This is a genomic window from Geodermatophilus sp. SYSU D01119 (assembly GCF_054049975.1).
Map to the genome: position 1 here is coordinate 1 of NZ_JBJGYL010000008.1, position 25162 is coordinate 25162.

The following is a 25162-nucleotide window of genomic DNA, read 5'->3' on the forward strand; positions in this document are numbered from 1 at the left end:
TTATGTAAGGATTTCCTCCACCTGGATGAACCAGCTCCACCCCCCCGCGCCGCCCCCGGCGCGGCGGCCCCCGCCCCCCCCCCCCCCCCCCCCCCCCCCCCGCAGCCGGGCGCACCGGCGCTCGACCGGGTCGGCGTCCAGCGCGGGGTCGGCGGCGAGGACGGCGTCGAGCTCGGCCAGCGTGCGGCGGGTCAGCTCGGCCTCGGCCTCGATCCCGGCGGGGCTCGGGTCGGGCAGCCGGTCGTCGCCGGGCCGGGTGCCCAGCGAGGTCGCGACGATCGGGTCGAGGTCGCAGACGGCGTCGACGTAGCGGTCGGCCACCTGCCGGGGCGTGCTCCCCCGGGCGGTCACCGGAGGCGCTCCAGCCGCGCGGACATGGTGGGCCGCAGGTCGGTGTCGGCGCCGGCCCGGTCGATGGCGTACATGAGCGCGCCGTCGACGATCCCGTACAGCCGCACGGCGCGCGTGGTGTCCGGCGCGTCCGGGGTGCGCGCCACGACGTCGCTGGTCAGCTCCCAGCTCGTGGTGGTGCGCGCGGCCCCGACGTAGAGCTCGATCAGCCCGTCGGGGCTCGCGACCAGCAGCTCGACGTCGTCCTCGCCGCGCGGCCGCCAGAAGCCCGACTCGCGGGTGGCGGGGCCGGCGACGGAGCCGTCGTCGGCGATCAGCCAGGCCCGGGCCTCGTAGGCGAGGAAGTCGCGGCCGTCGTGGGCGAAGCGGATCCACTGGCCGAAGCGCCGGTCGCCGACGTCCCCGCCTGCCAGGACGCCCTCGCCGTGCCACTCGCCGAGCAGCGGCAGCACCGACAGGAGCCCGTGCGCCACCTCCGGTCCGGAGCGGACGTCGACGGTGTCGGCGACGGGCAGTTCGGTCGGGCCGGTCACCGGCCGGCGTCCCGCGGAGGCATGCCCGCCACGGTAGTCAGCGGCCGCGCGCCCCGCGGCCCGGCGGGGGGACGGCCGCCCCCGCAGCGGCACGGGCGGCGGCGTGACGCTCCCGGCGCGGGCGGTCCCCGGGCCGGGCCAGCCGCCGGACGGCGACCGCGCAGCCGAGCGCCAGCAGCGCGGCGAGCGCGACGAGGACCCACGCGGCGACCACGGCGCCACGGTAGGCGCGCCGGGGACGGCCCGGCCGCCGGACCCGCCGCGCCGGGGACGACGGCAGCCGTGCCGTTCACCGGGAGCCACCCTGCCGCGGTGCTGCCGTTCCTGCGGACCGGGCTGCCGGCCTCGGCACTGGTGGCCGGGAGCCTGGCGCCCGACGTGCCGCTCCACCTGCCCTCGACGCCCGGCCTGCGCACGCACACCGCGCTCGCCGTGGTCAGCACCGACGTGCTGCTGGGCGCGGTGCTCTGGGTGATCTGGCACGGGCTGCTCGCCCGCCCGGCCCTCGCCTGGGCACCCGCGGAGCTCGCAGCCCGGCTGCCCGGCTCCGCGGCGCCAGGGTTGCGGCGCCGGCTGCGCGCGCCGGCGCGGGTTCTCACCGCGCTGGCCCTCGGGGCGGCCACCCACGTGCTGTGGGACGAGTTCACCCACCCCGGCCGTCTCGGCACCGAGTTGGTGCCGGCCCTCGGGCGCACCTGCGCCGGCATGCCCGGGACGGCCTGGGCGCAGGACGTGAGTGGGCTCGCCGGGGCACTGGTCCTCGCGGCATGGACCGGACGGTGGTGGCGGCGGACGCCGCCGCGGGACGCCCTGCCGACCGCGCGGTGGTGGTGGGCGCCGTGGGCGGTGGTGGCGCTCACGGCGGCTGCCGCCGGGATGGTGCGGGCGGCCGGGGGGCCGGACCCCCGGTCGGCCGCGGTCGCCGCCGCCTTCGCGGGCTCACCCGCGGCGTCCGCGGCCGCCGTGCTCCTGGCCCTGGCCTGGACGGTGCGCGCGCGCCGCGGGTGAGCCCGTGGGGCAGGGTGGTGTGACACCAGCGGGACCGAGGAGGACGGGGCGATCGACAGCCGAGGACACGCGGGCCACGGCGGCCTGCACCGGGTGGAGGCCGAGCTGGCCCGGACGGCGGCCCGCCACGAGCGGGTGCTCGCCACCGTCGCCGACGGCATCTACGGCCTCGACCGGGCCGGCCGCGTGGAGTTCGTCAACCCGTCGGCCGAGCGCATCACCGGCCGGACCGCCGCCGAGCAGCTCGGCCACGACCAGCACGCCCTCGTGCACGGCACGCGGCCCGACGGCCGGCCCTACCCCCGGCACGAGTGCCCGGTGTGGCAGGCGCTCACCACCGGCCGGACGGTCTCGGCCGACGACGAGGTGTTCTGGCGCGCCGACGGCACCCCGGTGCCGGTGGAGCTGATCGCCGTGCCGATGGTGGAGGACGGCGAGGTCAGCGGCGTCGTCGTCTCCTTCCGCGACCTCACCGACCGGCTGGCCGCCCGCCGGCAGGCCGAGGAGCTGCGCCGGCTGACCGCGCAGAACGCCGCCGACCGGATGCTGTCCGACCGCCTGCAGCGGGCCCTGCTCACCCCGCCGCCGGAGCCGGACCACCTGCACGTGGCGGTCCGCTACCGGCCGGCCGCGGTCGGGGCCCGCGTGGGCGGGGACTGGTACGACGCCTTCCTGCAGCCCGACGGCGCGACCGTGCTGGTCATCGGCGACGTCGTCGGCCACGACAGCTCCGCGGCCGCAGCGATGGGCCAGGTCCGCGGGCTGCTGCGGGCGCTGGCCTACGACGGCGACCGCTCCCCCGCGGCCACGCTGGCCCGCCTCGAGCACGTCGCCCGCGGTCTCGCCGTCAGCACCCTGGCGACGGTCCTGCTGGCCCGCGTGGAGCGGCACCCCGACGTGCCCGTGGCCGGCACCCGGGTGCTGCGGTGGAGCAACGCCGGCCACCTGCCGCCGGTGCTGCTCGCCCCCGACGGCACGACGACGCTGCTGGAGACCCGCGCCGACCTGATGCTCGGCGTCGACCCCGACGCCCGCCGCGGCGAGCACACCGCCGAGCTGCCCGACGGGCACACGCTGCTGCTGGTCACCGACGGGCTGGTCGAGCGCCGCGGCTCCGACCTCGACAGCGGGCTGGCCGCGCTGCGCGAGGCGTTGCGCGACCTCGGGACGACGCCGCTCGAGCAGCTGTGCGACACGCTGCTGGCGCGGATGGTGCCGGAGGCCGGCGCCGACGACGTCGCGCTGGTCGCCGTCCGCGCCTACCCGGAGGACCGGCCGCGGCCGCCGGAGGCCGGGCCGAACCGGCTGCCGCCGGACCACCCCGCGACGTGACAGCGCCCCTCCCGGCCGGAGCCGGGAGGGGCGCTGGTGACGTGCCGCAACGGCCCCCTCGCAGGGGCCCGCGGCGAGCCGTGGGGGGCGAGGGGTCCTCCCTCAGTCGAGGACGACGGTCGTCTCGGTCAGTCCGACCTCGGCCTCGACGACGCGCTCACCGCGGCCGACGGGGGCCAGCGAGCGCAGCTTCCAGGTGCCGGGGGCGGCGAAGAACCGGAACTCGCCCTCGGGGCTGGTCACCACCTCGGCGGTGAACTCGTCGGTGGCGTCCAGCAGCCGGACGTAGGCACCGGCCACGGGAGCGCCGTCGTGCCACACCTGGCCCTGGATCACCGTCTGGGTGTCGAGGTCGATGCCCGCGAGGGCACCGCCCTGCTTCGGGGCTCCGCACATGTCAGCTCACTTCTCGATCGGCACGCCGACCAGCGAGCCGTACTCGACCCAGCTGCCGTCGTAGTTCTTGACGTCCTGCTTGCCGAGCAGCTCGCGCAGCACGAACCAGGTGTGGCTCGAGCGCTCGCCGATGCGGCAGTAGGCGATGGTCGGGCGGCTGTCGTCGAAGCCCTGCTCGGCGTAGAGCTTCGCGAGCTCCTCGTCGCTCTTGAACGTGCCGTCCTCGTTGGCCGCCTTGCTCCACGGGATGTTGATCGCGGTGGGCACGTGGCCGGCCCGCTGCGACTGCTCCTGCGGCAGGTGGGCGGGGGCGAGGATCTTGCCGGAGAACTCGTCGGGCGAGCGCACGTCGACGAGGTTCTTCGAGCCGATGGAGGCCACGACCTCGTCGCGGAAGGCGCGGATCGACAGGTCGGGCTCGGAGGCCTGGTACTGGGTGGCCGGGCGCTCGACGGCGTCCTTGGACAGCGGGCGGCCGTCCAGCTCCCACTTCTTGCGGCCGCCGTCCATGAGCTTGACGTCCCGGTGGCCGTAGATCTTGAAGTACCAGTAGGCGTAGGCGGCGAACCAGTTGTTGTTGCCGCCGTAGAGGACGACGGTGTCGTCGTTGCCGATGCCGCGCGAGGACAGCAGGGTCTCGAACGCGGTCTTGTCGAGGTGGTCGCGGCGCAGCGGGTCCTGGAGGTCCTTCTTCCAGTCCAGCTTGACGGCGCCCTCGATGTGGCCGCCGTCGTAGGCGCTGGTGTCCTCGTCGACCTCGACGAGGACGATGCCGGGCTGGCCCAGGTGCTCCTGGACCCAGTCGACGCTGACGAGCACGTCGGTGCGGCTCATGGGGGGTCTTCCTCCCTGTGGTGGGTGTGCGGTCGGGTCAGGCGGTGCGCGCCGGGACGACCCGGCGCACGGTCAGGTACAGCTCGCAGCCGAGGCAGGAGCCGGTGGCCGCGTTGAGCAGGGCCGCCACCAGCGCGAGGCCGGTGGCGACGGCGCCGAGGACCGGCGCACCGAGCAGGTAGCCCGCCGCGCCGACGGCGGCGGGGACGAACCCGACGAGCTGGGCGAAGCGCACCGGCGCCTCGGGCTCGCGCTCGCGCACCGGGCCCAGCCGCGGGGCGAGCAGGGTGCGGTAGAGCACCGCGTAGGGCGCGTACCGCAGGCCGGCGGCGGCACCGACGGCGAAGACGACGGCCTGGGCGGCGGCGAGCCAGCCGCTCGCGGTCAGCAGGACGACGGCGAGCACGGCGCTGGTGACCCACGCGGCGGCGCGGGGCCCGCGCACGTCGACCGTGCGCGTGGTGCTCTGGGACATGGGATGGGCTCTCCGGACGGCGGTCAGGGCACGTCTGGGCGGAGCGGTGCCGCCCTCAGGAGGCGCGACACAGGCAGCTGCCGACGCGGCACAGGTCCACTGTGCGGCGCGAGGTCAGCAGGGTGCCCATGCGGCGAGGGTAGCCGATCACGCCCGGGGGCCCGTGTGGGCGTCGACCAGGGCGGTGAGCTCCTCGGGGCGCGGGGCGCCGCTGCTGCGGCCGAGCAGCGTGCCCGCGCGGTCGAGGTAGAACAGCGTGGGGGTGCGCCGGACGTCGAGCTCGCGGACGGCGTCGAGGTGGCTCTCGGCGTCGACGTGCACGTAGGCCAGGCCCGGCCGGGTGGCCTGCAGGTGCTGCAGCCGGGCCCGGGTGGTGCGGCACGGGCCGCAGAACGCCGTCGAGAACTGCACGACGGTCAGGTCGGCCTCGTCCGGCCGGACCCCCAGGTCCCCGAGCACCGCCGCCGGTCCCCGCACGCCGTCCTCCTCCTGCGCCTGCTCCCGCGCGGTGGGCGTCCGCACCGCGCCGTCGCGCGCCCGCAGCCACCAGGCCGCGGCCGCGGTCAGCACCAGCGCGGCGGCCAGCACGGCCGGTCCGGTCCCGCTCATCCCCGGCAGCAACCCGGCCGCGGCGGGCGGCATTCCGTCACTGCGTGGTGAACACCGCGTCGGTGGCCTCGGCGGTGACGACGACGCCGTCGTCGGCCGGGCGGACACCGGTCAGCCGCAGCCCGAAGGGCAGCGCGACGGGGTAGCGCAGGTCGAGCAGGTCCACCGCCCGGTCGACCACGAGGCCGGGCACGTCGACGCCGGCCGCCGACGCGTCGGCGACGTCGACGACGACGTCCTGCCCGTCGAGCGACACGGTGCCGGTGGCGGTCAGCGGCAGCGTGTAGCCGAGCACCTCGACGGTGCGGGTGACCCGCAGCGCGTCGCCGGCCCGCTCGACCACGGTGTCCGCGCCGAGCTGGGCCGACAGCAGCGCGTAGGACAGCGTCGCGGTGCCGTCGACCCGGTCGACGGGCACCTGCTGCACCGAGCCGGACAGCACGTCCGACAGCGGCACGTGCACCCCGCGCAGCACGACGTCGGCGCGGGTGCCGGCGGGCTGGCCGAGGTCCTCGGCGGTCAGGGAGATCCGCACGTCGTCGTAGGTCCCCGACACCGCCTGGGTGAGGAACGGCCAGCCGGTGACGTCGACCTCCGGGATGCCGGCCAGGCCGCCGCCGTCGCGCAGGGCCTGCGCCACCCGGTCCTCGGCGACGCCCTCCGCGACCGGGTCGGCCACCAGTCCGACGACGAGGAGCAGCGCGGCCAGCAGCGCGAGCAGCCCGAGGAGGGTGCGCACGGGCTCAGACGACGGCGAGCGCCAGCAGGGCCGGCGCGCAGACGGCCAGCGGCAGCAGCGCCTCGACGCCGGCGGCGGCGGGCGCGGGCACCCGCCGGCCGGTGCCGGCGTCGGCCAGCGCGAACGACGACGTCATCCCGGCGAGGGCGGCGACGAGGCCGAGCACCAGTCCGGTGGTGAGGCCGGCGAGCACGTCGACGGTCTCGGCCGTGCCGCTCTCGGCCAGCGCGACGGCCACCGCCGCGGCGAGGGCGGCGAGCACGCCCAGGCCGCCGCGCGGGACCCCGTCGGCGACCGCGGGACGGGGCAGGACGGCGTCGGCCAGGTGCCCCGCCGCGAGGGCCGCGCCGAGGACGAGCAGCGGCGAGGTCGCCGGGGACGCCGGGTCGCCGGCCACCTCGGGGAGCAGGAGCAGCGCCAGCGCGCAGACCGCGGCGACCAGCAGCGCCACGGTGCCGAGCGAGCCCACGACGTCGGCCCGCGGCGGGCGGCGCAGCATCTGGTGGACGACGGCCACGACGAGGGCGGGCCCGGCCACGACGAGCAGCACCCCCGGCCCGGGGCCCCCGGTGGGGTCGGCGGACACGGCGAGCAGGTCGGCGGCGACGGCGGCCGCGACGGCCAGCGCGGCGGCACCGCGGGCGCCCGCCGGGGCCACGGCGAGCACCCAGGCGGCGACCAGCGCGACCTGCAGCACCAGGACCACGCCGAGCCGCGCGGTCTCCCCGCCCGCCTCGGGCGCCCAGGCCAGCGCGGCGGCGGCGAGGGCGACGGCGACGGCCGCGGACACGTGCCGCCCGCGCGTGGCGGCGGGGGTCTGCAGCGCGGTGGTCACGTCGCCTCCTGCCCGCGGACGGCGGGTGCGTCCGCCGGCGCCCGCTGGACCCCGATCGTCGCAGATCCCGACCGGACGGCCCGTCGGCGAGCCGCCCGCGCCCGCGTGTCGGCGACCTCACAGGGAGGCGGCCGGCCGTCGGCTATCCTGCGGTCTCGGTTCGACAGCGCCGTCGACGCCCTCCCCGAGGAGACGACATGCGACTCGTGCTCATGACCGCGGCGCGCCAGGCGACGACCGAGGTGCTGCCCGCCCTGGGCCTGCTCGGCCACCAGGTGCGCGTGGTGGCGCCCGAGCTGTCGAGCCTGCTCGACGGCGACTCCGGCGACGTGGTCCTCGTCGACGCCCGCCACGACCTCATCCAAGCCCGCACGCTGTGCAGCCTGCTGTCCTCCACCGGGGTGGCCTCGGCGCTGGTCGCCGTCCTCTCCGAGGGCGGCCTGGTCGCGCTGTCGGCCGACTGGGGCGTCGACGACGTCCTGCTCGACACCGCCGGCCCCGCCGAGGTCGACGCCCGGCTCAAGTGGGCCACCGCCCGCCGGATGGCGGCCGCCACGCCCGCCGACGGCGCCGACGGCGGGGTCACCCAGGCCGGCGAGCTGGTCATCGACGAGCACAGCTACTCGGCCAAGCTGCGCGGCCGCCCGCTGGACCTCACCTACAAGGAGTTCGAGCTCCTCAAGTACCTCGCCCAACACCCGGGCCGCGTGTTCTCCCGCGCCCAGTTGCTGCAGGAGATCTGGGGCTACGACTACTTCGGCGGCACCCGCACCGTCGACGTCCACGTCCGCCGGCTGCGCGCCAAGCTGGGCACCGAGCACGAGGCGCTGATCGGCACCGTGCGCAACGTCGGCTACAAGCTCGACCAGCAGGTCGCCGACGCCACGGCCGCCGCCGCGCGCGCCGAGGCCGAGGCCGACGCCTCGCGCAGCACGGCGCCGCTGCTCTGAGCACCCCCGTCCTCCGGGACTCCGCGGGCCTCGCGCCCGCGGAGACCGCCGCCGTCCTCGCCCTGCTCAAGGACGCGGCCGCCGCCGACGGCGTGCGCCCGCTGTCGGAGGAGGGCGAGCTGCGGCTGCAGCACGGCGGCCCGCCCGGCGGGCGCGACGTGCTCGCCACCGACGCCGACGGCGTGCCGGTGGGCTACGCCCGCCTGGAGCTCGGCGGGCCCGGGTCCACCGGGGACGCCGAGGCGGAGCTCGTCGTCGCCCCCGCCGCCCGGGGCCGCGGCACCGGGCGCGCGCTGCTGACCCGGCTCGAGGAGCTCGCCGCCGGCCGGCCGCTGCGCGTCTGGGCGCACGGCGACCTGCCGGCCGCCGCCGCCCTGGCCGGCGCCCGCGGCTACACCCGGGCCCGGGTGCTCCTGCAGATGCGCCGCGCGCTCACCGACGCCGACCTCGACGTCACGGCGCCGCTGCCCGACGGCGTGCACGTCGAGGCCTTCCGGCCCGGCCGTGACGAGGCGGCGTGGCTGCGGGTCAACGCCCGGGCGTTCGCCACCCACCCCGAGCAGGGCTCGTGGACCGACGCCGACCTCCGGCTGCGCGAGGCCGAGCCGTGGTTCGACCCGGCCGGCTTCCTGCTCGCCTGGCGGGGCGACCCGGCCGGCGACGGCGCCCTGCTCGGCTCGCACTGGACCAAGGTCCACCCGCCCGGAGACGCCGGCCCCGACCCGGCCGGCGAGGTCTACGTCCTCGGCATCGACCCCGACGCCCAGGGGCTCGGGCTCGGCCGAGCACTGACCGCCCTGGGTCTCGCGCACCTGCGCCGCACCGGCCTGGGGCAGGTGCTCCTCTACGTCGAGGAGGACAACGTGCCCGCGGTCGCGCTGTACGAGCGCAGCGGGTTCACGCGGTTCGCCGTCGACGTCTCCTGGCGCCTCTCCCGCTGACCGCGGGGGCGCCGGACCGGACGCAAACGCCCCTTTCTGCCGCACGGGGAGTGTCGGCCGCCACCCGAAACGCACGCGTTCACCTGCTGGACGTGACGTCGTTCTCACCCGGTCGGGAAAGGTCCCGCGGGCGTTCACCGCGCGTTCACCGAGCGACCCGGGACCGGCCACCTGGGCTGCCTACCTTCCTCGGCGTTGGTCCCGCTCTGCCCGGCAACGAGGTCCGGGTCCCCTCTCCGAAAGGCACAGAGTTGAAGCTCAGCACCAGGTCGCGCGCCGCCGTCCTCAGCACGGCGCTGGCCAGCACCCTCGCGCTCGCCGCGTGTGGCGCCGCGAACGAGTCCGAGGGCTCCTCGGGCGGCAGCGACGGCGGCAGCGGCTCGAGCGCTGCCGAGCTCAGCGGCGACCTCGTCGGCGCCGGCGCCAGCAGCCAGCAGGCCGCCATGGAGGCCTGGCAGGCCGGCTTCGAGGGCGAGTACCCCGACGTCAGCTTCAGCTACGACCCGGCCGGCTCCGGCGCGGGCCGCGAGCAGTTCATCGACGGCCGCGCCGACTTCGCCGGCTCCGACGCCGCCCTGGACGAGGAGGAGCTGACCGCCGCGCAGGAGCGCTGCGGCGGCGGCGAGGTCTTCGAGCTGCCGAACTACATCTCGCCGATCGCGGTGATCTTCAACCTCGAGGGCGTCGAGGAGCTCAACCTCTCCCCCGACGTGATCGCCCGGATCTTCACCGGCCAGATCACCACCTGGAACGACCCGGCGATCGCCGAGGCGAACCCGGACGCCGAGCTCCCCGACACCGCGATCACCCCCGTGCACCGCGCGGACGACTCGGGCACCACGGACAACTTCACCGACTACCTGTTCCAGGCCGCCGGTGACGTGTGGACCGCCGAGCCCGACGGCGTGTGGCCGCTGCCCGGTGGCGAGGCCGCCAACGGCACCTCCGGCGTCGTGGGCGTCGTCGAGAGCACGGCCGGTGCCGTGACCTACGCCGACGCCAGCCGCGCCGGCGAGCTCGGTGTCGCCAACGTCGGCGTCGGCTCGGACTTCGTGGCCCCGTCGGCCGAGGCCGCCGCCGCCGTCGTCGAGAACTCCCCGGCCGTCGAGGGCCGCGGCGAGTACGACTTCGCCATCGAGGTCAACCGCCAGACCGAGGGCTCGGGCGAGTACCCGATCGTGCTGGTCAGCTACCACATCGGCTGCGTCGAGTACGACGACCAGTCCACCGCCGACAACGTCAAGGCCTTCATGTCCTACGTGATCAGCGAGGACGGCCAGCAGGTCGCCGCCGACAACGCCGGCAACGCGCCGATCTCCGACACGCTGCGCGAGCAGGCCCAGGGCGCGGTCGACGCCATCACCGCCGCGGGCTGACGCGGCACACTCCCGGTGGCCCGGGGCGTCGACCGACGCCCCGGGCCACCACCCCGCCCGGCGACGGGCGCCCCGCACCACCCCCGCACCACCCCGACCGACCACCCGGAGCAGCGGTGACCGCCACGAAGGCCCCCACCCCACCCCCCACGAAGCAGCGCACGGTGCGACGGGCGGGTGACCGCATCTTCGCCGGCAGCGCCAAGGGCTCCGGCATCTTCATCCTGCTGGTACTGGCCGGCGTGGCCGCCTTCCTCATCAGCGAGGCGATCCCCGCCCTCACCGCGCCCGCGGAGGACATCCCCGGCGGCGAGGGCCTCGCGTCCTACATCGCGCCGCTGATCCTCGGGACCCTGCTCGGTGCCGTCCTCGCCCTCCTCGTCGCCACCCCGCTGGCGGTCGGCATCGCGCTGTTCGTCACCTACTACGCGCCCCGCCGCATCGCGGCCGGCCTGGGCTACGTGATCGACCTGCTCGCCGCGATCCCCAGCGTCGTCTACGGGTTCTGGGGTCTCGCGGTCCTCGCCCCGGCGCTCGTGCCGTTCCACGTGTGGGCGGCGGACAACCTGGGCTGGCTGCCGATCTTCGCCGGCCCCGCCTCGACCAGCGGCCGCACGATGCTGACCGTGGGCCTGGTGCTCGCCGTCATGATCCTGCCGATCATCTCGGCCATCGCCCGCGAGGTCTTCGGCCAGGCGCCGGCGCTGCACCGCGAGGCAGCCCTCGCCCTCGGCGCCACGCGGTGGGAGATGATCAAGATGGCCGTGCTGCCCTACGGCAAGTCCGGCGTCATCGCCGGCGCCATGCTGGGCCTCGGCCGCGCGCTCGGCGAGACGATGGCGGTGGCCATCGTGCTCTCCGGCGGCGCCGGCGCCACGCTGAACCTGATCAGCAGCTCGAACCCCTCGACGATCGCGTCGAACATCGCCCTGCGGTTCCCCGAGGCCACCGGCCTGGGCATCAACACCCTCATCGCCAGCGGTCTGGTGCTGTTCGTCATCACCCTGGCGGTCAACATGATCGCCCGCTGGATCGTCAACCGGCGCGCCGACTTCTCCGGAGCCAACTGATGAGCACCTCGACCCAGTCCCCCGTCCGGGTCGCCGAGGAGCCCTCCGGCCCGATCCGCCCGCACCGCAAGCTCCCCCGGTACGCCGGCCTCGGTCTCTACGTCGCCGGCCTCGCCGTCGGCGCCCTGCTGTCGGCCCTCACCGGCTTCAGCGTCGCCCTCGCCGTCATCTACGGCGTCGTCCTGGGCACCGTCTTCGTCTACGCCGGCTCGCGGGCCGTCGAGGGCACGCGGAAGGCCACCGACCGGCTGGTCACGGCGCTGGTCACCACGGCCTTCGGCATCGCGATGATCCCGCTGGTGTCGCTGGTCTACACGGTCCTCGACAAGGGCCTGGCCCGCTTCGACGCCCAGTTCTTCTCCAACTCGATGTTCCGGGTCGTGGGCGAGGGCGGCGGCGCGTACCACGCCATCCTCGGCACGGTGATCATCACCGCGGTCACCGCGGTCATCTCGGTGCCGATCGGCCTGCTCACCGCGATCTACCTGGTCGAGTACGGCACCGGCCGGCTCAAGAAGGCCATCACCTTCTTCGTCGACGTCATGACCGGCATCCCGTCGATCGTCGCCGGCCTGTTCGCCTTCGCGCTGTTCTCGCTGCTGTTCGGCAACGACGTCCGGCTGGGCCTCATGGGCTCCGCGGCGCTGTCGGTGCTGATGATCCCGGTGGTCGTGCGCTCCTGCGAGGAGGTCCTCAAGCTCGTCCCGAACGAGCTGCGCGAGGCGAGCTACGCCCTGGGCGTGCCGAAGTGGCGGACGATCGTCAAGGTGGTCCTGCCGACCGCCGTCGCGGGCCTGGGCACCGGCATCACCCTCGCCATCGCGCGCGTCATCGGTGAGACCGCGCCGCTGCTCATCACCGTGGGCCTCATCACGGGCACCAACCTGAACCCGTTCGACGGACGGATGGCGACGCTCCCGGTGTTCGCCTACTACCAGCTCACGCAGCCGGGCACCGACACCCAGGCGTTCCTCGACCGGGCCTGGACGGCGGCGCTCGTCCTCATCATCCTGGTCATGGTCCTCAACGTCGTGGCCCGCCTGATCAGCCGTTTCTTCGCCCCCAAGACCGGTCGCTGACCGGACCCGACCCGGAGGATCTCCCCGTGGCCAAGCGCATCGAGGTCTCCGACCTCAACATCTACTACGGCAACTTCCTGGCCGTGGAGGGCGTCAACGTCTCGATCGAGCCCCGCAGCATCACGGCGCTGATCGGCCCGTCGGGCTGTGGCAAGTCCACCTTCCTGCGCTCGCTCAACCGCATGCACGAGGTCATCCCGGGCGCGCGCGTCGAGGGCAAGGTCGTGATGGACGGCGTCGACCTCTACGGCGCCGACACCGACCCGGTCGACGTCCGCCGGCAGATCGGCATGGTCTTCCAGCGACCCAACCCGTTCCCGACGATGTCGATCTACGACAACGTCATCGCCGGCAACCGGCTCAACAACAAGAGGATGAAGAAGGCCGAGACCGACGACCTGGTGGAGCGCGCCCTGCGCGGCGCGAACCTCTGGAACGAGGTCAAGGACCGGCTCGACCGTCCCGGCTCGGGCCTGTCGGGTGGTCAGCAGCAGCGGCTGTGCATCGCCCGCGCGATCGCCGTCGAGCCCGACGTGCTGCTCATGGACGAGCCGTGCTCCGCCCTGGACCCGATCTCCACCCTGGCGATCGAGGACCTCATGGCCGAGCTCAAGGACCGCTTCACCATCGTGATCGTCACGCACAACATGCAGCAGGCGGCGCGGGTGAGCACGTCCACCGGCTTCTTCAACCTCAACGGGGTGGGCCAGCCCGGCCGGCTCATCGAGTTCAACCCCACCGAGAAGATCTTCAGCAACCCCGACCAGAAGGCCACCGAGGACTACATCTCGGGCCGCTTCGGGTGAGCTGACCGCAGCACACGACGAGGCCCCCGCGAGCAGCTGCTCGCGGGGGCCTCGTCGTCGGTCGAGCCGGGTCCGGGTCGGGTCAGCCGCAGCTGACCGGGCCGGTGGTCGTCGCCGGGTCGGGGCCGGGGGTGGTCGCGTCGGCGGGAACCGGGGTGTCCGCCGCCGGGGCCTCGGCGACGACGGGCACGGGCGCGGGCACCTGCACCGGGACGACGCCGGTGTAGCCGGGGCCGAGGACCAGCTGCACGGTGTCGCCGATGGCGTCGCTGGGCTGCAGCACCGCACCGGGCACCGCGGCGGCCACGGTGCGGGCCTGCTCGACGACGCCGGGGCCGTGCCGCACGACGGTCTCGTTGACGACGCCGGTCTCGTTGCCGACCTGGCCGACGGTGAAGCCCTGGGCGCGCAGCAGGTCGGCGACCGTGGACGCCAGCCCGCTGGTGGCGGTGCCGTTGAGCACGTCGACGGTCACGCCGGAGGGGGCCACGGTGAGTGCCTGCGGGGCGGGGGCGGCGGCCGACGGCTCGGGCGCCGGGGCGGCCGCGGCGGCGGGGTCGGGCGCGGCCGCGGTGGCCGCGGCGACCGCGGGGGCGGCGAGCTCCTCGGGCACCCGGGTGTCCTCGATGACGCCGTCGAACAGCGAGCGGACGCCGGTGCCGTCGAGCAGCACGTAGGCCTGGTCGGTGCCGGCCGGCACGTAACCGACCTGCGACACCGGCAGGGCGGCGCGCTGGACGGCGTCGCCCTCGAGGTCGCCGAGCGCGGAGGCCAGTGTGCGCAGGTCGCCGAGTGTCGTGTGCTCGTCGAGGGTCAGCGCGCCGGCGGCCCGGGTGAGGAACCGGGTGAGCTCCGGGGTGTCGAGCAGGGTGCCGGCGCTGACCGCGGTGCGCAGCGTCGCCGAGAGCAGCAGCTGGGTCCGCTGGGCCGCGGCGGCCCCGGTGACGTCGGAGCCGGCCTCCCCCGGCGTGAGGTAGCCGGTGGCCCGCTCGCCGTCGAGCTCGGTGGTGCCGGCCGGGAGGGGCGCGGCGGAGGACGCGTCGGTGTCGGCGGTGGGCAGGCACACGCTCACGCCGCCGACGGCGTCGACGAGCGCGGGCAGCCGGCCGAGGTCGAGGCCCAGGTAGTGGTCGACCCGCAGGCCGGACAGCTGCTGCACGGCGCGCACCATGCAGGCGGGCCCGCCGTCGAGCAGCGAGGTGGCGAAGGCCTCGGAGACCGCCTCGCGGACCTCGCCGTCGTCGGTCCGGCAGGTCGGGGTGTCGACGAGTGCGGTCGGCGGGACGCTGACCAGCGCCGCCCGCTGCCCGTCGGCGGAGACGTGCACCAGCAGGGTGGTGACCGAGGCCGCGCCCTCGGTGCCGGGCAGGCCGGTGCCGACGACGAGGTAGGTGGTCGCGCCCTCCTGCAGCTGCGCGGCGATGACCTCCGGGCCCTGGGGGGCCAGCGCGGCGACACGGGAGATGCTCTGGTCGACGTAGGAGTACAGGCCCAGGTGGTAGGCGGCGACGACGCCGACCAGCGCCCCGGCCCCGATGACCGCCCGGCGGATCCGGCGGCGGGCGGGGCTGCGCGGCGGCTTGGGCGGCGACGGGCGCCGCGTGCTGCCGGCGCCGGACACGGCCGGCACGTCGATGCCCGGGATGGGCGGCAGCGGGGCCGGCCGGCGGGTGGAGCCGGTGGGCGGCCCCAGCGGGGGGAACAGCGGCGCCGACGGCCGGGCGCCCGGCGTCCCCGGCAGCGGCGGCACGGGCGCGGAGCGGTGCACCGCGCCCGGCAGCGGGGGGACCGGCTGCGAGCGGTGGGCGGCGCCGGGCAGCGGCGGGACCGGCGCCGACGGCTGGGCGCCGGGCAGCGGCGGGACCGGCCCGGACCGGTGCACGGGCCCCGGCAGCGGCGGCACCGGCTGGGAGCGCTGGACGCCGCCGGGCACCGGGGGCAGGCCGCGGCGCGGCGTCTCGTCGGCGGGCTGTGCGGGGGTCCGGGGCGGGGCGGCCGGCGGGGTGGCGGACGGCGGGGGCGCGGCCCGGTCGACCGACGGCGGCACGGGCGGGCGGGGCCCGCGGTGCGGCGGCAGCGATTCGCCGGGCTCGAGCGGGATGGGCACCTCACCGGTGCGGCGCGCGGCGCGGCGGCCGGTGGCGTTGCCGGACCGGGCGATCAGCTGCTCGACGGTGATCGGGCCGGGCGCGCCGGTCCCACGGCCGTCGGCCCGGTCGTCCCGCCCCCGCTCGTCGCCCACCGGTGTCGACATCCCATCGTCGTCGTTCCGTGTCCGTCGTCCGCGGTAGCTCCCCGCACACGCGGCAGCACTCGACGATACGGCCCGCGGGCCGTATCGCGGGCCGACGCGCGGGAGCGGGCGGAACCCGGGACGCGTCCCGCCCTACCCGTGCGGGGGTTCCAGCACTCGCCGACCGGGCGCCCCACCTCCCCCGGACGTAGCGTCGGCGCGTGCGGCTCCCCTCGATCCCCGGCCCGTCCGACGTCTTCTCCGCCGTCGAGAGCCTGCGCGACGGCGTCGCCGAGGCCCTCGCGCTGGTCCCGCGGATCGCGGCGGCGGTGGACCGGCTCGAGGACCTGCTCGACCGGGCGGACCGCGTGGTCGGCCGGGCGGAGGGCCTGGTGGAGCACGCCGGCGGGACGATCGCCGCCGCGGACCGGGCGATCGAGGCGGTCGGGAGCACGCGCGAGCGCGCGGATGCCGCGATCGAGGCGGTCGGCGGCACGCAGAAGCGGGCGGACGCCGCCATCTCCGCGGTCGAGGAGACCCAGCAGAGGGCCGACGAGGCCATCTCCGCCGTCGGCGCCACCCAGCAGAGGGCCGACGCCGCCATCTCCGCCGTCAGCGCCACCCAGCAGAGGGCCGACGCCGCCATCTCCGCGGTCGAGCAGACACAGCAGAAGGCCGACGCCGCCATCGGCGCCGTCGAGCAGACACAGCAGAAGGCCGACGCCGCCATCGGCGCCGTCGAGCAGACACAGCAGAAGGCCGACGCCGCCATCGGCGCGGTCGAGCGAACCCAGCAGAAGGCCGACGCCGCCATCTCCGCGGTCGAGCAGACCCAACAGAAGGCCGACGCCGCCATCTCCGCGGTCGAGCAGACCCAGCGGAAGGCGGACGAGGCGATCTCCGCCGTCGGCGCCACCCAGCAGCGCGCGGACGAGTCCATCGGCGCGGTCGGCCGGGCGATCGAGGGCGCGCAGGGGGCCGTGGAGCGCGCCGAGGGGCTCGTGGGCCGGATCGACCCACTGCTGGGCGGCTACGAGGAGCCGCTGGCCCGCCTGACGCCGTCGGTGCGCCGGCTGGCCGAGACGCTGGACCCGCACGAGGTCGAGGCGCTGGTGCAGCTGGTCGACCGGCTGCCCTCGCTCGTCACCCACCTCGACGAGGGCGTGATCCCGGTGCTCGAGGGGCTCGGCGACGTCGGCACCGACGTGCACGACCTGCTCGACACCATGCAGGACATCCGCGAGGTGGTGAAGGGCTTCCCCGGCTCGAAGCTGTTCCGCCGGCGTGGCCGCGAGGAGATCGCCGACGAGGCCGACAACGGCGAGGAGGCCCAGGAGCGCACCGGCTCCTGAGCCTCCTCGACCGCGGGGCCGGTCAGGTCTCGGTCGGGTACCCCAGCGCCCGGGCGACGTCGCCGATGCGCTCGTAGGTCTCGCCCTCGGGCAGCCGCTGCAGCTCGGCGACGACGGCGTCGGGGGCGCGGTGGTCCTGCGCGGCCTCGACCAGCGCGGGGCCGTCGGCCGGGAAGTCGGCCCGGACGAGCCAGCGCGCGAGCTCGGCCCGCGCCACCACGGCGTCCTCGGTCATGCCGACCGGCACGCCGCCGATCAGCGTGCTGTTCGGGCTGCCGGCGGGGTCCGGCTCACCCTCGGCCACCGGCTCCACCTCGCGGAACTCCTCGGACCGGGTGGCGCGCCCGGCCTTGAGCATCCCCTGGATCTCGTGCTCGATCTCCTCGTCGAGGCGCGGGTTGTGCTTGTCGCTGCGCGACGACACCCCGGCGAATCGGTCGTCCATCTCGCTCACGGCTTCTCCTACTTCTTGTCGAGCGCGGACGGCTTGTGGACCGCCGTGCCGCCGCTCTTGTCGCTCTTGACCTCGTACTGCGGCTCGTCGGGGCTGGCCTTGACCTTCCGGCCGCCGGCCTCGGTCTCCTTCGTGATCTTCTTGGTGACCTCGCCCTCGGCCTTGCTGCCGTGGCTGTTCCAGGTGACGTGGTCACCCTTCGTGAAGTCGTCGGCCATGCCCCGTCCTCCGTCGTCCCGAGTGGTCCTCCCCCGGTGCCCGGCCCGTCCCGGGGGCACACATCCGGCCCGGCCCGGTCCCCGAGCGACCCAGATCACCCCGGCGGCGGTGAGGTCCACCCGATCGGGCAGTGCCACGGACGCCACGGTCACGTAGCGTTCACGTCGACGGGGGTCACCGACACGAACCCGCTGCTGACGGTCGAGCGGCAGTGACGGAACGTGAGGTCCTCCCGTCCTCGATCGCCGGCCCGGTCGACCTCATTCCCCCGGGGTCGGCCGGGTCGGCCCGCATCGGCCCCCGGTCCCTACGCTCGCTGCGTGTCCGAGCCCGGCGATCCCCGCAGCGTCGACGTCCTCACCGTCACCTCCGTCGCCGATGTGACGCCGTCGGTCCGGCGGGTGGTCCTGTCCGGGACGCCGGACGCCGTCGCCGCGGCCGGGCCGACCGTCAACCTGCTGGTGCCGCGGGTGGGCGACCCCGACCCGCGCTGGCCGTCGGTGGCCCGCGACGGGCGCGTGGTCTGGCCGGTCGGTGCGCACGGCGTGAGCCTGCGCAGCTACACCGCCCGCCGGCAGGACCCGCAGCGCGGCGAGGTGGAGATCGACTTCGTGCTGCACGGCGACGGCCCGGCGGCGTCGTGGGCCGCCGCCGCGGCGCCCGGTGCCCTGCTCGGCGTGGCCGGCAGCGGGGCGCTGGGCGACCGGCCCGCGGGCACGCTGCTGCTGGCCGGCGACGAGACGGCGCTGCCGGCGATCAGCCGGATCCTCGCCGCGGCCGCGCCGGACACCACCGGCACCGCGCTGCTGGAGGTCGCGGGCCCCGCGGAGGAGCAGCCACTGGCCGCGCCGGCCGGCGTCGAGCTGCGCTGGCTGCACCGCGGCGACACCCCGCCCGGGGAGGGCACGCTGCTCGCCGACGCCGTCGCCGCCCTCGAGCGGCCGGCCGGGGACGACCTGTTCGCCTGGGTGGCCGCCGAGTCCGCCGCCGTCCGGGCCGTGCGGGCCGACCTGCGCGGGCGCTGGGGCCTGTCCCGCGCCCAGCACCACGCGATCGGCTACTGGCGGCGAGGCCGGGCGATGGCCCCCGCCGGCTGACCGCCGACGTACAGGCAGCTCACAGGTACCGTCCAGTGGAGCCGCAGCCGCACCCCGCACCGTGGGTGCCATGACGACGGTAGCCAGGCGTCCGACGGGAGATGTCGTGACGGGGACCCGCAGTGCTCGCGCCACCGGCCCGGAGGCCCGCCTCCTGGTGGTCGACGACGAGCCGAACATCCGCGAGCTGCTCTCGGCCAGCCTGCGCTACGCGGGCTTCGAGGTGGCGACGGCGGCCGACGGGCAGCAGGCGCTCGCGCTGGCCTCGTCCTTCCGGCCGGACCTGCTGGTGCTCGACGTGATGATGCCCGGGCTCGACGGCTTCGGCGTCGTCCGGCGGCTGCGGGAGAGCGGCCGGCACACCCCGGTGCTGTTCCTCACCGCGCGCGACGCCGCGGAGGACAAGGTCTCCGGGCTGACCCTCGGCGGCGACGACTACGTCACCAAGCCCTTCAGCCTCGACGAGGTGCTCGCCCGCATCCGGGCCGTCCTGCGCCGCAGCACCGGCCAGCAGCGCGCCGCCGAGAGCCCCCGGCTGTCGTTCGCCGACATCGAGCTCGACGAGGAGTCGCACGAGGTCGTGAAGGCCGGCGAGGTGGTCAGCCTCTCGCCCACGGAGTTCAAGCTGCTGCGCTACCTGATGGCCAACGCCGGGCGCGTGCTGTCGAAGGCGCAGATCCTCGACCACGTGTGGAACTACGACTTCAACGGCGAGGCGAACGTCGTCGAGTCCTACATCTCCTACCTGCGGCGCAAGGTCGACACCACCGAGCCCCGCCTGCTGCACACCATCCGCGGCGTCGGCTACACGCTGCGCCTGCCGCGCGGTTCGTGACCACTCCCGCCGGCGCCCCGCCCGCGGCCCGCGGCGGTCCCGCCCTGCCGCGTGTCCCGCTGCGGATCACGCTGGTGGCGCTGCTGCTCGTGCTGGTCACCGTCGCGCTGGTCGCCACCGGCCTGGCGGCCACGTCGCTGCTCAAGCGCTACCTCGTCGACCAGCTCGACCAGCAGCTGGAGAGCACGCTGCGCCAGTCGGTCGACCAGGAGAACTACGTCACCGCCTGCCTGTTCGGTGGGCGGCAGCGCTACGTCACCCCCGGCGACTACCAGGCCTGCCTCGTCCCCGGCGACCGGCGCCCGGTGGTGCTCTCCGGCCCCCTGTCCGACGACGACCTGCCCGACCTCGACGCCGACACGGTCGCCGAGATCACCGCGGACGCCGGCCGGGACCGCCCCGGCCCCGGCGGCCGCGACGCGCACACGGTGGCCTCCGCGGACCGCGACACCTACTGGCGGGTGACCGCGGTGGAGCTGCCCGGCGGCCTGGTCCTCGTCGCCGGCGGGGACCTCGACCGCGACGACCGGGTGATCGCCCGGCTCGTGGCCATCGAGGTCGTCGTCGGCCTGGTCGTGCTCGCGGCGCTCGGCGTCGCCGGGTACGCCCTGGTGCGCAGCAGCCTGCGCCCGCTGGCCGCGGTGGAGCGCACCGCGCAGGCGATCGCCGCCGGCGACCTGTCCCAGCGGGTGCCCGAGGGCGACGGCCGCACCGAGGTCGGCCGGCTGTCCCAGGCGCTCAACGGCATGCTCGCCCGCATCGAGAGCGCCTTCCGCGCCCAGCAGCGCTCGGAGGAGCAGGCCCGGGCGTCGGAGGAGCGGATGCGCCGGTTCGTCGCCGACGCCAGCCACGAGCTGCGCACCCCGCTGACGTCGATCCGCGGCTTCGCCGAGCTCTACCGGCAGGGCGCCGTCGGCAGTCCCGAGGAGACCGCGCGGCTGATGGCGCGCATCGAGAGCGAGGGCGCGCGGATGGGTGTCCTCGTCGAGGACCTGCTGCAGCTCGCCCGCCTCGACCAGCAGCGCCCGCTGTCGCTCACCCCGGTCGACCTGGCCGAGGTCGCGGGCGACGCCGTCCACGACGCGCGGGTGCTGCAGCCCGAGCGGCCCGTCTCGCTGCGCCTCGACGACTCGCTCACCGAGGTGCCCGTGGTGCTCGGCGACGAGGCGCGGCTGCGGCAGGTGGTGGGCAACCTGGTCACCAACGCGCTGGTGCACACCCCGCCGACGGCGCCGGTCACCGTCTCCCTCGGCGAGGACACCAGCGACGGCGGGGACCGGGTGGTGCTCCGGGTGGCCGACGAGGGCCCGGGCATGGCGCCGGAGGACGCCGCGCGGGCGTTCGAGCGCTTCTACCGGGCCGACGCCTCCCGCAGCCGGGTCGCCGGCGGCACGGGCCTCGGCCTGTCCATCGTCGCGTCGCTGGTGGCCGCGCACGGCGGGGACGTCTCGCTGGACACCGCGCCCGGCCGGGGCGCGGCGTTCACCGTCCGCCTGCCGCGGTCCGGGCCCGACGCCGGCGGGGTCCCCGGGCAGGTACCGGCGGGCGCGGAAGTACCGTCCGCGGGTGACTCCTGACGCCGAGGGCAGCTCCTCCGACCCCGCGCTGACCGCCGCGGTCGCCGACCTGGGCGACGCGCTGCGCGGGCTGGTCGACGCCTCCGTGCGCACCACCGTCCCGGCCGGCGAGCTGCACGCGGTCGCGGCGGAGGCGCGCGCGCTGGCCGGCCGGCTCGCCGCCGCGGTCCGCCCGCCCGGGCAGCTCCCAGCGCTCGACGACCCGGTGGCGTTCCGCCGCGTCTACAACATGGTCAGCGGGACCGGCAGCGCGCTGGCGCCGCCGCTGGTGCTGCGCGAGGAGCCCGGCGGCGTCGTCGGCGAGGTGTCCTTCGGCCTGGCCTACGAGGGCCCGCCCGGGTACCTGCACGGCGGCGCGAGCGGGCTGGTCATGGACCAGGTGCTCGGCGCGGCCACCATCCGCGCAGGCCTGTGGGGCATGACCGCCCGCCTGGAGCTGGACTACCGCCGCCCGGTCCCCCTGGACACCCCCGTCGTCTGCCGCGGGCGGGTGACCGAGCACGGCGGCCGCAAGTCGGTGGTGACCGGCACCATCGCCCTCGCCGCCGAGCCCGGCCGGCCGCTGGTCGAGGCCCGGGCGGTGTTCGTGCTGCCGCGGGAGGACCTGCGCGAGGCCTACTTCGCGCAGGTCACCGACGCGTCGGGCCGGCACGCGCCGCCGTCGCGGCCCACCGACGCGACCGCGCCCGTCCGGGACGGTGCCCGGTGAGGGACGTCGAGGTCGCCGCGGCCGCCGCCCGGGCCGCCGCGGACGTGCTCGTGGGCCTGCGGGCCGGCGGGCTGACCGGCCGGGCCCTCGGCGACGCCGGGGACGCCGCCGCGCAGGAGGCCATCGCGGGGGTCCTCGCGGCGCACCGGCCCGACGACGTCGTGTTCAGCGAGGAGGCGGCCGACGACCGCAGCCGCCTCGAGGCCGGACGGGTGTGGATCGTCGACCCGCTCGACGGCACGCGGGAGTACGGCGAGACGGGCCGGTCCGACTTCGCCGTCCACGTGGCGCTGTGGATGACCGGGACGCTCACCGCCGCGGCCGTGGCACTGCCCGCCGTCGGCGAGGTGCTCGTCACCGACCCGGCACCGGCCCTCCCCGCCGCGGTCGCGCGGGCGCCCCGGATCGCGGTGAGCCGCACCCGCCCGCCTGCGCAGGCGGACGCAGCGGCGGCCGCGGTCGGCGGCGAGCTCGTGCCGATGGGGTCAGCCGGCTACAAGGTCACCGCGGTGGTGCGCGGCGAGGTCGACGCCTACGTGCACGCCGGCGGCATGTACCAGTGGGACTCCGCCGCGCCGGTCGCCGTCGCCCTGGCCGCGGGCCTGACCGCCCTGCGGCTGGACGGGTCGCCGCTGCGCTACAACGAGCCCGACCCGTCGCTGCCCGACCTGCTGGTGTGCCGGCCGGAGCTGGCCGGGCGGCTGCTGGCCGCCGTCGCCACGGGGTCCTCCCCGGGCCGCTGACCCGATGGCGGACACTGGAGGCCGGGAATCCCCGGTGGACCGGTGCGGTTGGTGCTGGACCACGACCGTCGTCCCCCACCCCCGGAGCGCGAGCACGTGACCGCAGCACCCACCCGGCTCACCCAGCTGGAGACGCTCGAGGCCGAGTCGATCCACGTCATCCGCGAGGTGGCCGCCGAGCTCGAACGCCCGGTACTGCTGTTCTCCGGCGGCAAGGACTCCATCGTCATGCTGGAGCTCGCCCGCAAGGCGTTCGCGCCGGCGCGCATCCCGTTCCCGGTGATGCACGTCGACACCGGGCTGAACTTCCCCGACGTGCTCGAGTTCCGCGACAAGCGGGTGGCCGAGCTGGGCGTCGAGCTGGTCGTCGCCTCGGTGCCCGACGCGATGGCCCGCGGGCTGGTGCGCGAGGAGCCCAACGGCTCGCGCAACCGCATCCAGACGCCGGTGCTGCTCGAGGCGGTCGAGGAGCACGGGTTCACCGCGCTGTTCGGCGGGGCCCGCCGCGACGAGGACAAGGCGCGCGCCAAGGAGCGGGTGTTCAGCTTCCGCGACGAGTTCGGCCAGTGGGACCCGAAGAACCAGCGGCCCGAGCTCTGGGACCTCTACAACGGCCGGATCCACCTGGGCGAGTCGATCCGGGTGTTCCCGCTGTCGAACTGGACCGAGCTCGACATCTGGCAGTACATCGCCCAGGAGGGCATCGCCATCCCGCCGCTGTACCTGGCGCAGGAGCGCCAGGTCGTCGAGCGCCAGGGGATGCTCTACGCCGTCAACGAGTTCGTCCGGCCGCGCGAGGGCGAGCACGTGTTCCGCGAGACCGTCCGCTACCGGACCGTCGGTGACGCCAACCTCACAGCGGCGGTGCGGTCCCGGGCGACGACGGTCGAGGAGGTCATCGCCGAGATCGCGGTGACCCGGCTGACCGAGCGCGGCGCCACCCGCGGCGACGACAAGGTCAGCGACGCCGCGATGGAGGACCGGAAGAAGGAGGGCTACTTCTAGCCCTCCCCCGGCGGCGCCGGTACCGCAGCAGGACGACGACGGTGACGGCCAGCAGCAGGAAGCCCGCCGGCCAGCCGACCGCCTCCGGCGCGCCCACGCCGAGCGCCTCGGCCGCGACGTAGCCCACGGCGTAGCCGGCGACGACGACCAGCAGGACCGGCACCAGGAACACCAGACCGCCCACCCCGCCTCCTCCCGGTGGGCGCCCTGTGGCGCCGCCCACACCAGCGTCCCCGCTCGCGGCGCCCCGTGTCGCGGCTGGGACGATGGGGGCCATGTCCGACCTGCCCGCCGTCGACGTCCACTCCGCTGCCGCCGAGCAGGCGGCAGAGATCGCGACGGCCCGCCGGGACATCGCCCGCATCGCCACGGCCGGCTCGGTCGACGACGGCAAGAGCACGCTCATCGGCCGCCTGCTGTTCGACAGCAAGGCCGTCTTCGAGGACCAGTACGCGGCGATCGAGCGCGCCAGCCGCGGTGACTACGTCGACCTCGCGCTGCTCACCGACGGCCTGCGCGCCGAGCGCGAGCAGGGCATCACCATCGACGTCGCCTACCGGTACTTCAGCACCCCGCGGCGCACGTTCGTCCTGGCCGACACCCCGGGCCACGTGCAGTACACGCGCAACATGGTCACCGGCGCGTCCACCGCCGACCTCGCGATCGTGCTGGTCGACGCCCGCAAGGGGATCCTCGAGCAGAGCCGCCGGCACGCCTACCTCGCCGCGCTGCTGCGGGTGCCGCACCTGGTGGTCGCGGTGAACAAGATGGACCTCGTCGACTGGTCGCAGGAGGTCTTCGAGGCCATCCGCGACGAGTTCCGCGCCTTCGCCGCGCGCCTGCACGTGCCCGACCTGACCGTCATCCCGGTCTCGGCGCTGCGCGGCGACAACGTCGTCACCCGGTCCGACGCCGCCCCCTGGTACGACGGGCCGTCGCTGCTCGAGCACCTCGAGTCGGTGGAGGTGGCGGGCGACGCCAACCTGACCGACGTCCGGTTCCCCGTGCAGTACGTCATCCGCCCGCAGTCCGACGCCTTCCACGACTACCGCGGCTACGCCGGCACGGTGGCCAGCGGCGTGCTGCGCCCCGGCGACGAGGTGCGGGTGCTGCCGTCGGGCCGGACGACGACGGTCGCCGGGATCGACGGCCCGCGCGGCCCGGTCGACGTCGCCGTCCCGCCGATGTCGGTGACCGTGCGCCTCGCCGACGACCTCGACGTCTCCCGCGGGGACATGATCTGCGGCCCCGACGGTGGCACCGACGCCGGCCCGGAGGTGACCCAGGACCTCGACGCGCTGGTCTGCTGGATGGCCGAGGAGCCGCTGCGCCCGCGGCAGCGCCTGGCGGTCAAGCACACCACCCGCTCGGTGCGCGCGATGGTCAAGGAGGTCGTGCACCGGCTCGACGTCAACACCCTCGACCACGAGGAGGAGGCCGGCGAGCTCGGCCTCAACGACATCGGGCGCGTGCGGCTGCGCACCACCCAGCCGCTGTTCGTCGACGACTACACGCACAACCGCGCCACCGGCCGGTTCATCCTGGTCGACGAGGCCACCAACGCCACGGTCGGCGCCGGGATGCTCGTCCCCCACTGACGCCGG

At 75.9% G+C, this 25162-nt stretch carries 29 protein-coding genes; 16 read left to right on the plus strand and 13 right to left on the minus strand.

From position 1 onward, the window contains the following. The 3 genes from ACI79X_RS07835 to ACI79X_RS07845 are packed head-to-tail and all read right to left on the minus strand — an operon-like array spanning nucleotide 1 to nucleotide 1098. Nucleotides 1–351 carry a hypothetical protein gene (locus tag ACI79X_RS07835; protein WP_457024858.1) on the minus strand — a complete coding sequence of 117 codons (351 nt, stop codon included), beginning with the start codon at nucleotides 349–351 and terminating at the stop codon, nucleotides 1–3. Continuing rightward, nucleotides 348–884: an FABP family protein gene (locus tag ACI79X_RS07840; RefSeq protein WP_457024859.1), complete on the minus strand. Its 537-nt coding sequence runs from the start codon at nucleotides 882–884 to the stop codon at nucleotides 348–350. Before ACI79X_RS07840 ends, ACI79X_RS07835 begins: the two co-directional genes overlap by 4 nt. Nucleotides 885–921: 37 nt before the next feature. Then, the gene (locus ACI79X_RS07845) at nucleotides 922–1098 is read right to left on the minus strand and encodes a hypothetical protein (RefSeq protein ID WP_457024860.1); all 177 of its coding nucleotides are present in this window, start codon (nucleotides 1096–1098) and stop codon (nucleotides 922–924) included. Nucleotides 1099–1166: 68 nt separating this feature from the next. On the opposite strand from ACI79X_RS07845, the gene ACI79X_RS07850 reads away from it, so the two are divergent. Together ACI79X_RS07850 and ACI79X_RS07855 are read left to right on the plus strand one after the other, a co-directional pair. Further along, entirely contained in the window at nucleotides 1167–1892 is a 726-nt protein-coding gene (locus ACI79X_RS07850; protein ID WP_457024861.1) for a DUF4184 family protein, read from the plus strand. A gap of 93 nt (nucleotides 1893–1985) precedes the next feature. Beyond that, on the plus strand, nucleotides 1986–3224 hold the full coding sequence (locus tag ACI79X_RS07855) for a PP2C family protein-serine/threonine phosphatase (protein WP_457024862.1): 1239 nt from the start codon (nucleotides 1986–1988) through the stop codon (nucleotides 3222–3224). A gap of 102 nt (nucleotides 3225–3326) precedes the next feature. On the opposite strand, the gene ACI79X_RS07860 is transcribed toward ACI79X_RS07855, so the two are convergent. From ACI79X_RS07860 to ACI79X_RS07885, 6 genes are all read right to left on the minus strand, one after another. Then, the gene (locus ACI79X_RS07860; protein ID WP_073421221.1) at nucleotides 3327–3620 is read right to left on the minus strand and encodes a DUF1416 domain-containing protein; all 294 of its coding nucleotides are present in this window, start codon (nucleotides 3618–3620) and stop codon (nucleotides 3327–3329) included. Between the two features lie 6 nt (nucleotides 3621–3626). Further along, nucleotides 3627–4454 carry a sulfurtransferase gene (locus tag ACI79X_RS07865; protein WP_457024863.1) on the minus strand — a complete coding sequence of 276 codons (828 nt, stop codon included), beginning with the start codon at nucleotides 4452–4454 and terminating at the stop codon, nucleotides 3627–3629. 37 nt (nucleotides 4455–4491) lie between these two features. Then, entirely contained in the window at nucleotides 4492–4929 is a 438-nt protein-coding gene (locus tag ACI79X_RS07870; RefSeq protein WP_457024864.1) for a DUF4395 domain-containing protein, read from the minus strand. Nucleotides 4930–5076: 147 nt separating this feature from the next. Next, nucleotides 5077–5538, minus strand: coding sequence for a thioredoxin family protein (locus tag ACI79X_RS07875; protein WP_457024865.1), 462 nt, complete (start codon nucleotides 5536–5538; stop codon nucleotides 5077–5079). A 37-nt stretch (nucleotides 5539–5575) separates the two neighbouring features. After that, a complete protein-coding gene (locus ACI79X_RS07880) occupies nucleotides 5576–6277 on the minus strand; it encodes an LmeA family phospholipid-binding protein (protein WP_457024866.1) in 702 nt (233 codons plus the stop codon). Between the two features lie 4 nt (nucleotides 6278–6281). Continuing rightward, the gene (locus ACI79X_RS07885; protein ID WP_457024867.1) at nucleotides 6282–7112 is read right to left on the minus strand and encodes a hypothetical protein; all 831 of its coding nucleotides are present in this window, start codon (nucleotides 7110–7112) and stop codon (nucleotides 6282–6284) included. A gap of 197 nt (nucleotides 7113–7309) precedes the next feature. Here ACI79X_RS07885 and ACI79X_RS07890 point away from each other — a divergent pair, with 197 nt between their 5' ends. The 6 genes from ACI79X_RS07890 (at nucleotide 7310) to pstB (ending at nucleotide 13334) form a co-directional block, all read left to right on the plus strand. Continuing rightward, nucleotides 7310–8062, plus strand: coding sequence for a winged helix-turn-helix transcriptional regulator (locus tag ACI79X_RS07890; protein WP_457024868.1), 753 nt, complete (start codon nucleotides 7310–7312; stop codon nucleotides 8060–8062). Beyond that, a complete protein-coding gene (gene mshD, locus ACI79X_RS07895; protein ID WP_457025038.1) occupies nucleotides 8059–9003 on the plus strand; it encodes a mycothiol synthase in 945 nt (314 codons plus the stop codon). The genes ACI79X_RS07890 and mshD overlap by 4 nt, the downstream gene beginning before the upstream one ends. Nucleotides 9004–9254: 251 nt before the next feature. After that, complete coding sequence (gene pstS, locus ACI79X_RS07900) at nucleotides 9255–10379, plus strand: phosphate ABC transporter substrate-binding protein PstS (protein WP_457024869.1); 1125 nt, start codon at nucleotides 9255–9257, stop codon at nucleotides 10377–10379. Between the two features lie 116 nt (nucleotides 10380–10495). After that, nucleotides 10496–11449: a phosphate ABC transporter permease subunit PstC gene (gene pstC / locus ACI79X_RS07905; RefSeq protein ID WP_457024870.1), complete on the plus strand. Its 954-nt coding sequence runs from the start codon at nucleotides 10496–10498 to the stop codon at nucleotides 11447–11449. Beyond that, nucleotides 11449–12528 (plus strand): phosphate ABC transporter permease PstA, encoded by a 1080-nt coding sequence (gene pstA / locus ACI79X_RS07910; RefSeq protein WP_457024871.1) that lies wholly within the window; start codon nucleotides 11449–11451, stop codon nucleotides 12526–12528. The genes pstC and pstA overlap by 1 nt, the downstream gene beginning before the upstream one ends. A gap of 26 nt (nucleotides 12529–12554) precedes the next feature. Further along, the gene (gene pstB / locus ACI79X_RS07915) at nucleotides 12555–13334 is read left to right on the plus strand and encodes a phosphate ABC transporter ATP-binding protein PstB (RefSeq protein WP_457024872.1); all 780 of its coding nucleotides are present in this window, start codon (nucleotides 12555–12557) and stop codon (nucleotides 13332–13334) included. An 82-nt stretch (nucleotides 13335–13416) separates the two neighbouring features. Here the strand turns inward: pstB and ACI79X_RS07920 are convergent, their stop codons facing one another. Then, a complete protein-coding gene (locus ACI79X_RS07920; protein ID WP_457024873.1) occupies nucleotides 13417–15588 on the minus strand; it encodes an LCP family glycopolymer transferase in 2172 nt (723 codons plus the stop codon). 200 nt (nucleotides 15589–15788) lie between these two features. On the opposite strand from ACI79X_RS07920, the gene ACI79X_RS07925 reads away from it, so the two are divergent. Next, on the plus strand, nucleotides 15789–16919 hold the full coding sequence (locus ACI79X_RS07925; RefSeq protein WP_457024874.1) for a hypothetical protein: 1131 nt from the start codon (nucleotides 15789–15791) through the stop codon (nucleotides 16917–16919). A gap of 22 nt (nucleotides 16920–16941) precedes the next feature. Here ACI79X_RS07925 and ACI79X_RS07930 read toward each other — a convergent pair whose 3' ends face one another. Together ACI79X_RS07930 and ACI79X_RS07935 are read right to left on the minus strand one after the other, a co-directional pair. Then, complete coding sequence (locus ACI79X_RS07930) at nucleotides 16942–17364, minus strand: DUF2795 domain-containing protein (RefSeq protein ID WP_457025039.1); 423 nt, start codon at nucleotides 17362–17364, stop codon at nucleotides 16942–16944. A gap of 17 nt (nucleotides 17365–17381) precedes the next feature. Continuing rightward, complete coding sequence (locus ACI79X_RS07935) at nucleotides 17382–17591, minus strand: DUF2945 domain-containing protein (protein ID WP_457024875.1); 210 nt, start codon at nucleotides 17589–17591, stop codon at nucleotides 17382–17384. A 321-nt stretch (nucleotides 17592–17912) separates the two neighbouring features. Here ACI79X_RS07935 and ACI79X_RS07940 point away from each other — a divergent pair, with 321 nt between their 5' ends. The 6 genes from ACI79X_RS07940 to cysD all read left to right on the plus strand — a co-directional run bounded on the left by ACI79X_RS07940 (nucleotide 17913) and on the right by cysD (nucleotide 23558). Beyond that, nucleotides 17913–18689 carry a siderophore-interacting protein gene (locus tag ACI79X_RS07940; RefSeq protein ID WP_457024876.1) on the plus strand — a complete coding sequence of 259 codons (777 nt, stop codon included), beginning with the start codon at nucleotides 17913–17915 and terminating at the stop codon, nucleotides 18687–18689. A gap of 106 nt (nucleotides 18690–18795) precedes the next feature. Next, complete coding sequence (locus ACI79X_RS07945; protein WP_457024877.1) at nucleotides 18796–19524, plus strand: response regulator transcription factor; 729 nt, start codon at nucleotides 18796–18798, stop codon at nucleotides 19522–19524. Continuing rightward, entirely contained in the window at nucleotides 19521–21101 is a 1581-nt protein-coding gene (locus ACI79X_RS07950) for a sensor histidine kinase (protein WP_457024878.1), read from the plus strand. The genes ACI79X_RS07945 and ACI79X_RS07950 overlap by 4 nt, the downstream gene beginning before the upstream one ends. Beyond that, entirely contained in the window at nucleotides 21091–21810 is a 720-nt protein-coding gene (locus tag ACI79X_RS07955; protein WP_457024879.1) for a PaaI family thioesterase, read from the plus strand. The genes ACI79X_RS07950 and ACI79X_RS07955 overlap by 11 nt, the downstream gene beginning before the upstream one ends. Further along, nucleotides 21807–22553, plus strand: coding sequence for an inositol monophosphatase family protein (locus ACI79X_RS07960; RefSeq protein WP_457024880.1), 747 nt, complete (start codon nucleotides 21807–21809; stop codon nucleotides 22551–22553). Before ACI79X_RS07955 ends, ACI79X_RS07960 begins: the two co-directional genes overlap by 4 nt. Nucleotides 22554–22649: 96 nt before the next feature. Beyond that, nucleotides 22650–23558, plus strand: a complete 909-nt coding sequence (gene cysD, locus ACI79X_RS07965; RefSeq protein ID WP_457024881.1) for a sulfate adenylyltransferase subunit CysD — start codon at nucleotides 22650–22652, stop codon at nucleotides 23556–23558. Here cysD and ACI79X_RS07970 read toward each other — a convergent pair. Continuing rightward, nucleotides 23512–23742 carry a hypothetical protein gene (locus tag ACI79X_RS07970; RefSeq protein ID WP_457024882.1) on the minus strand — a complete coding sequence of 77 codons (231 nt, stop codon included), beginning with the start codon at nucleotides 23740–23742 and terminating at the stop codon, nucleotides 23512–23514. The genes cysD and ACI79X_RS07970 overlap by 47 nt on opposite strands. A 91-nt stretch (nucleotides 23743–23833) precedes the next feature. On the opposite strand from ACI79X_RS07970, the gene ACI79X_RS07975 reads away from it, so the two are divergent. Further along, nucleotides 23834–25156 (plus strand): sulfate adenylyltransferase subunit 1, encoded by a 1323-nt coding sequence (locus ACI79X_RS07975; protein WP_457024883.1) that lies wholly within the window; start codon nucleotides 23834–23836, stop codon nucleotides 25154–25156. The last annotated feature ends 6 nt before the right edge of the window (nucleotides 25157–25162 follow it).

Excerpts from the sequence above, each read along its gene's own strand:
- ACI79X_RS07860 (WP_073421221.1), bottom strand. The coding sequence starts at position 3,620 with ATGTGCGGAGCCCCGAAGCAGGGCGGTGCCCTCGCGGGCATCGACCTC.
- ACI79X_RS07890 (WP_457024868.1), top strand. The coding sequence starts at position 7,310 with ATGCGACTCGTGCTCATGACCGCGGCGCGCCAGGCGACGACCGAGGTG.
- ACI79X_RS07870 (WP_457024864.1), bottom strand. The coding sequence starts at position 4,929 with ATGTCCCAGAGCACCACGCGCACGGTCGACGTGCGCGGGCCCCGCGCC.
- ACI79X_RS07865 (WP_457024863.1), bottom strand. The coding sequence starts at position 4,454 with ATGAGCCGCACCGACGTGCTCGTCAGCGTCGACTGGGTCCAGGAGCAC.
- ACI79X_RS07930 (WP_457025039.1), bottom strand. The coding sequence starts at position 17,364 with ATGGACGACCGATTCGCCGGGGTGTCGTCGCGCAGCGACAAGCACAAC.
- ACI79X_RS07920 (WP_457024873.1), bottom strand. The coding sequence starts at position 15,588 with ATGTCGACACCGGTGGGCGACGAGCGGGGGCGGGACGACCGGGCCGAC.
- ACI79X_RS07935 (WP_457024875.1), bottom strand. The coding sequence starts at position 17,591 with ATGGCCGACGACTTCACGAAGGGTGACCACGTCACCTGGAACAGCCAC.
- ACI79X_RS07975 (WP_457024883.1), top strand. The coding sequence starts at position 23,834 with ATGTCCGACCTGCCCGCCGTCGACGTCCACTCCGCTGCCGCCGAGCAG.
- ACI79X_RS07875 (WP_457024865.1), bottom strand. The coding sequence starts at position 5,538 with ATGAGCGGGACCGGACCGGCCGTGCTGGCCGCCGCGCTGGTGCTGACC.
- pstA (WP_457024871.1), top strand. The coding sequence starts at position 11,449 with ATGAGCACCTCGACCCAGTCCCCCGTCCGGGTCGCCGAGGAGCCCTCC.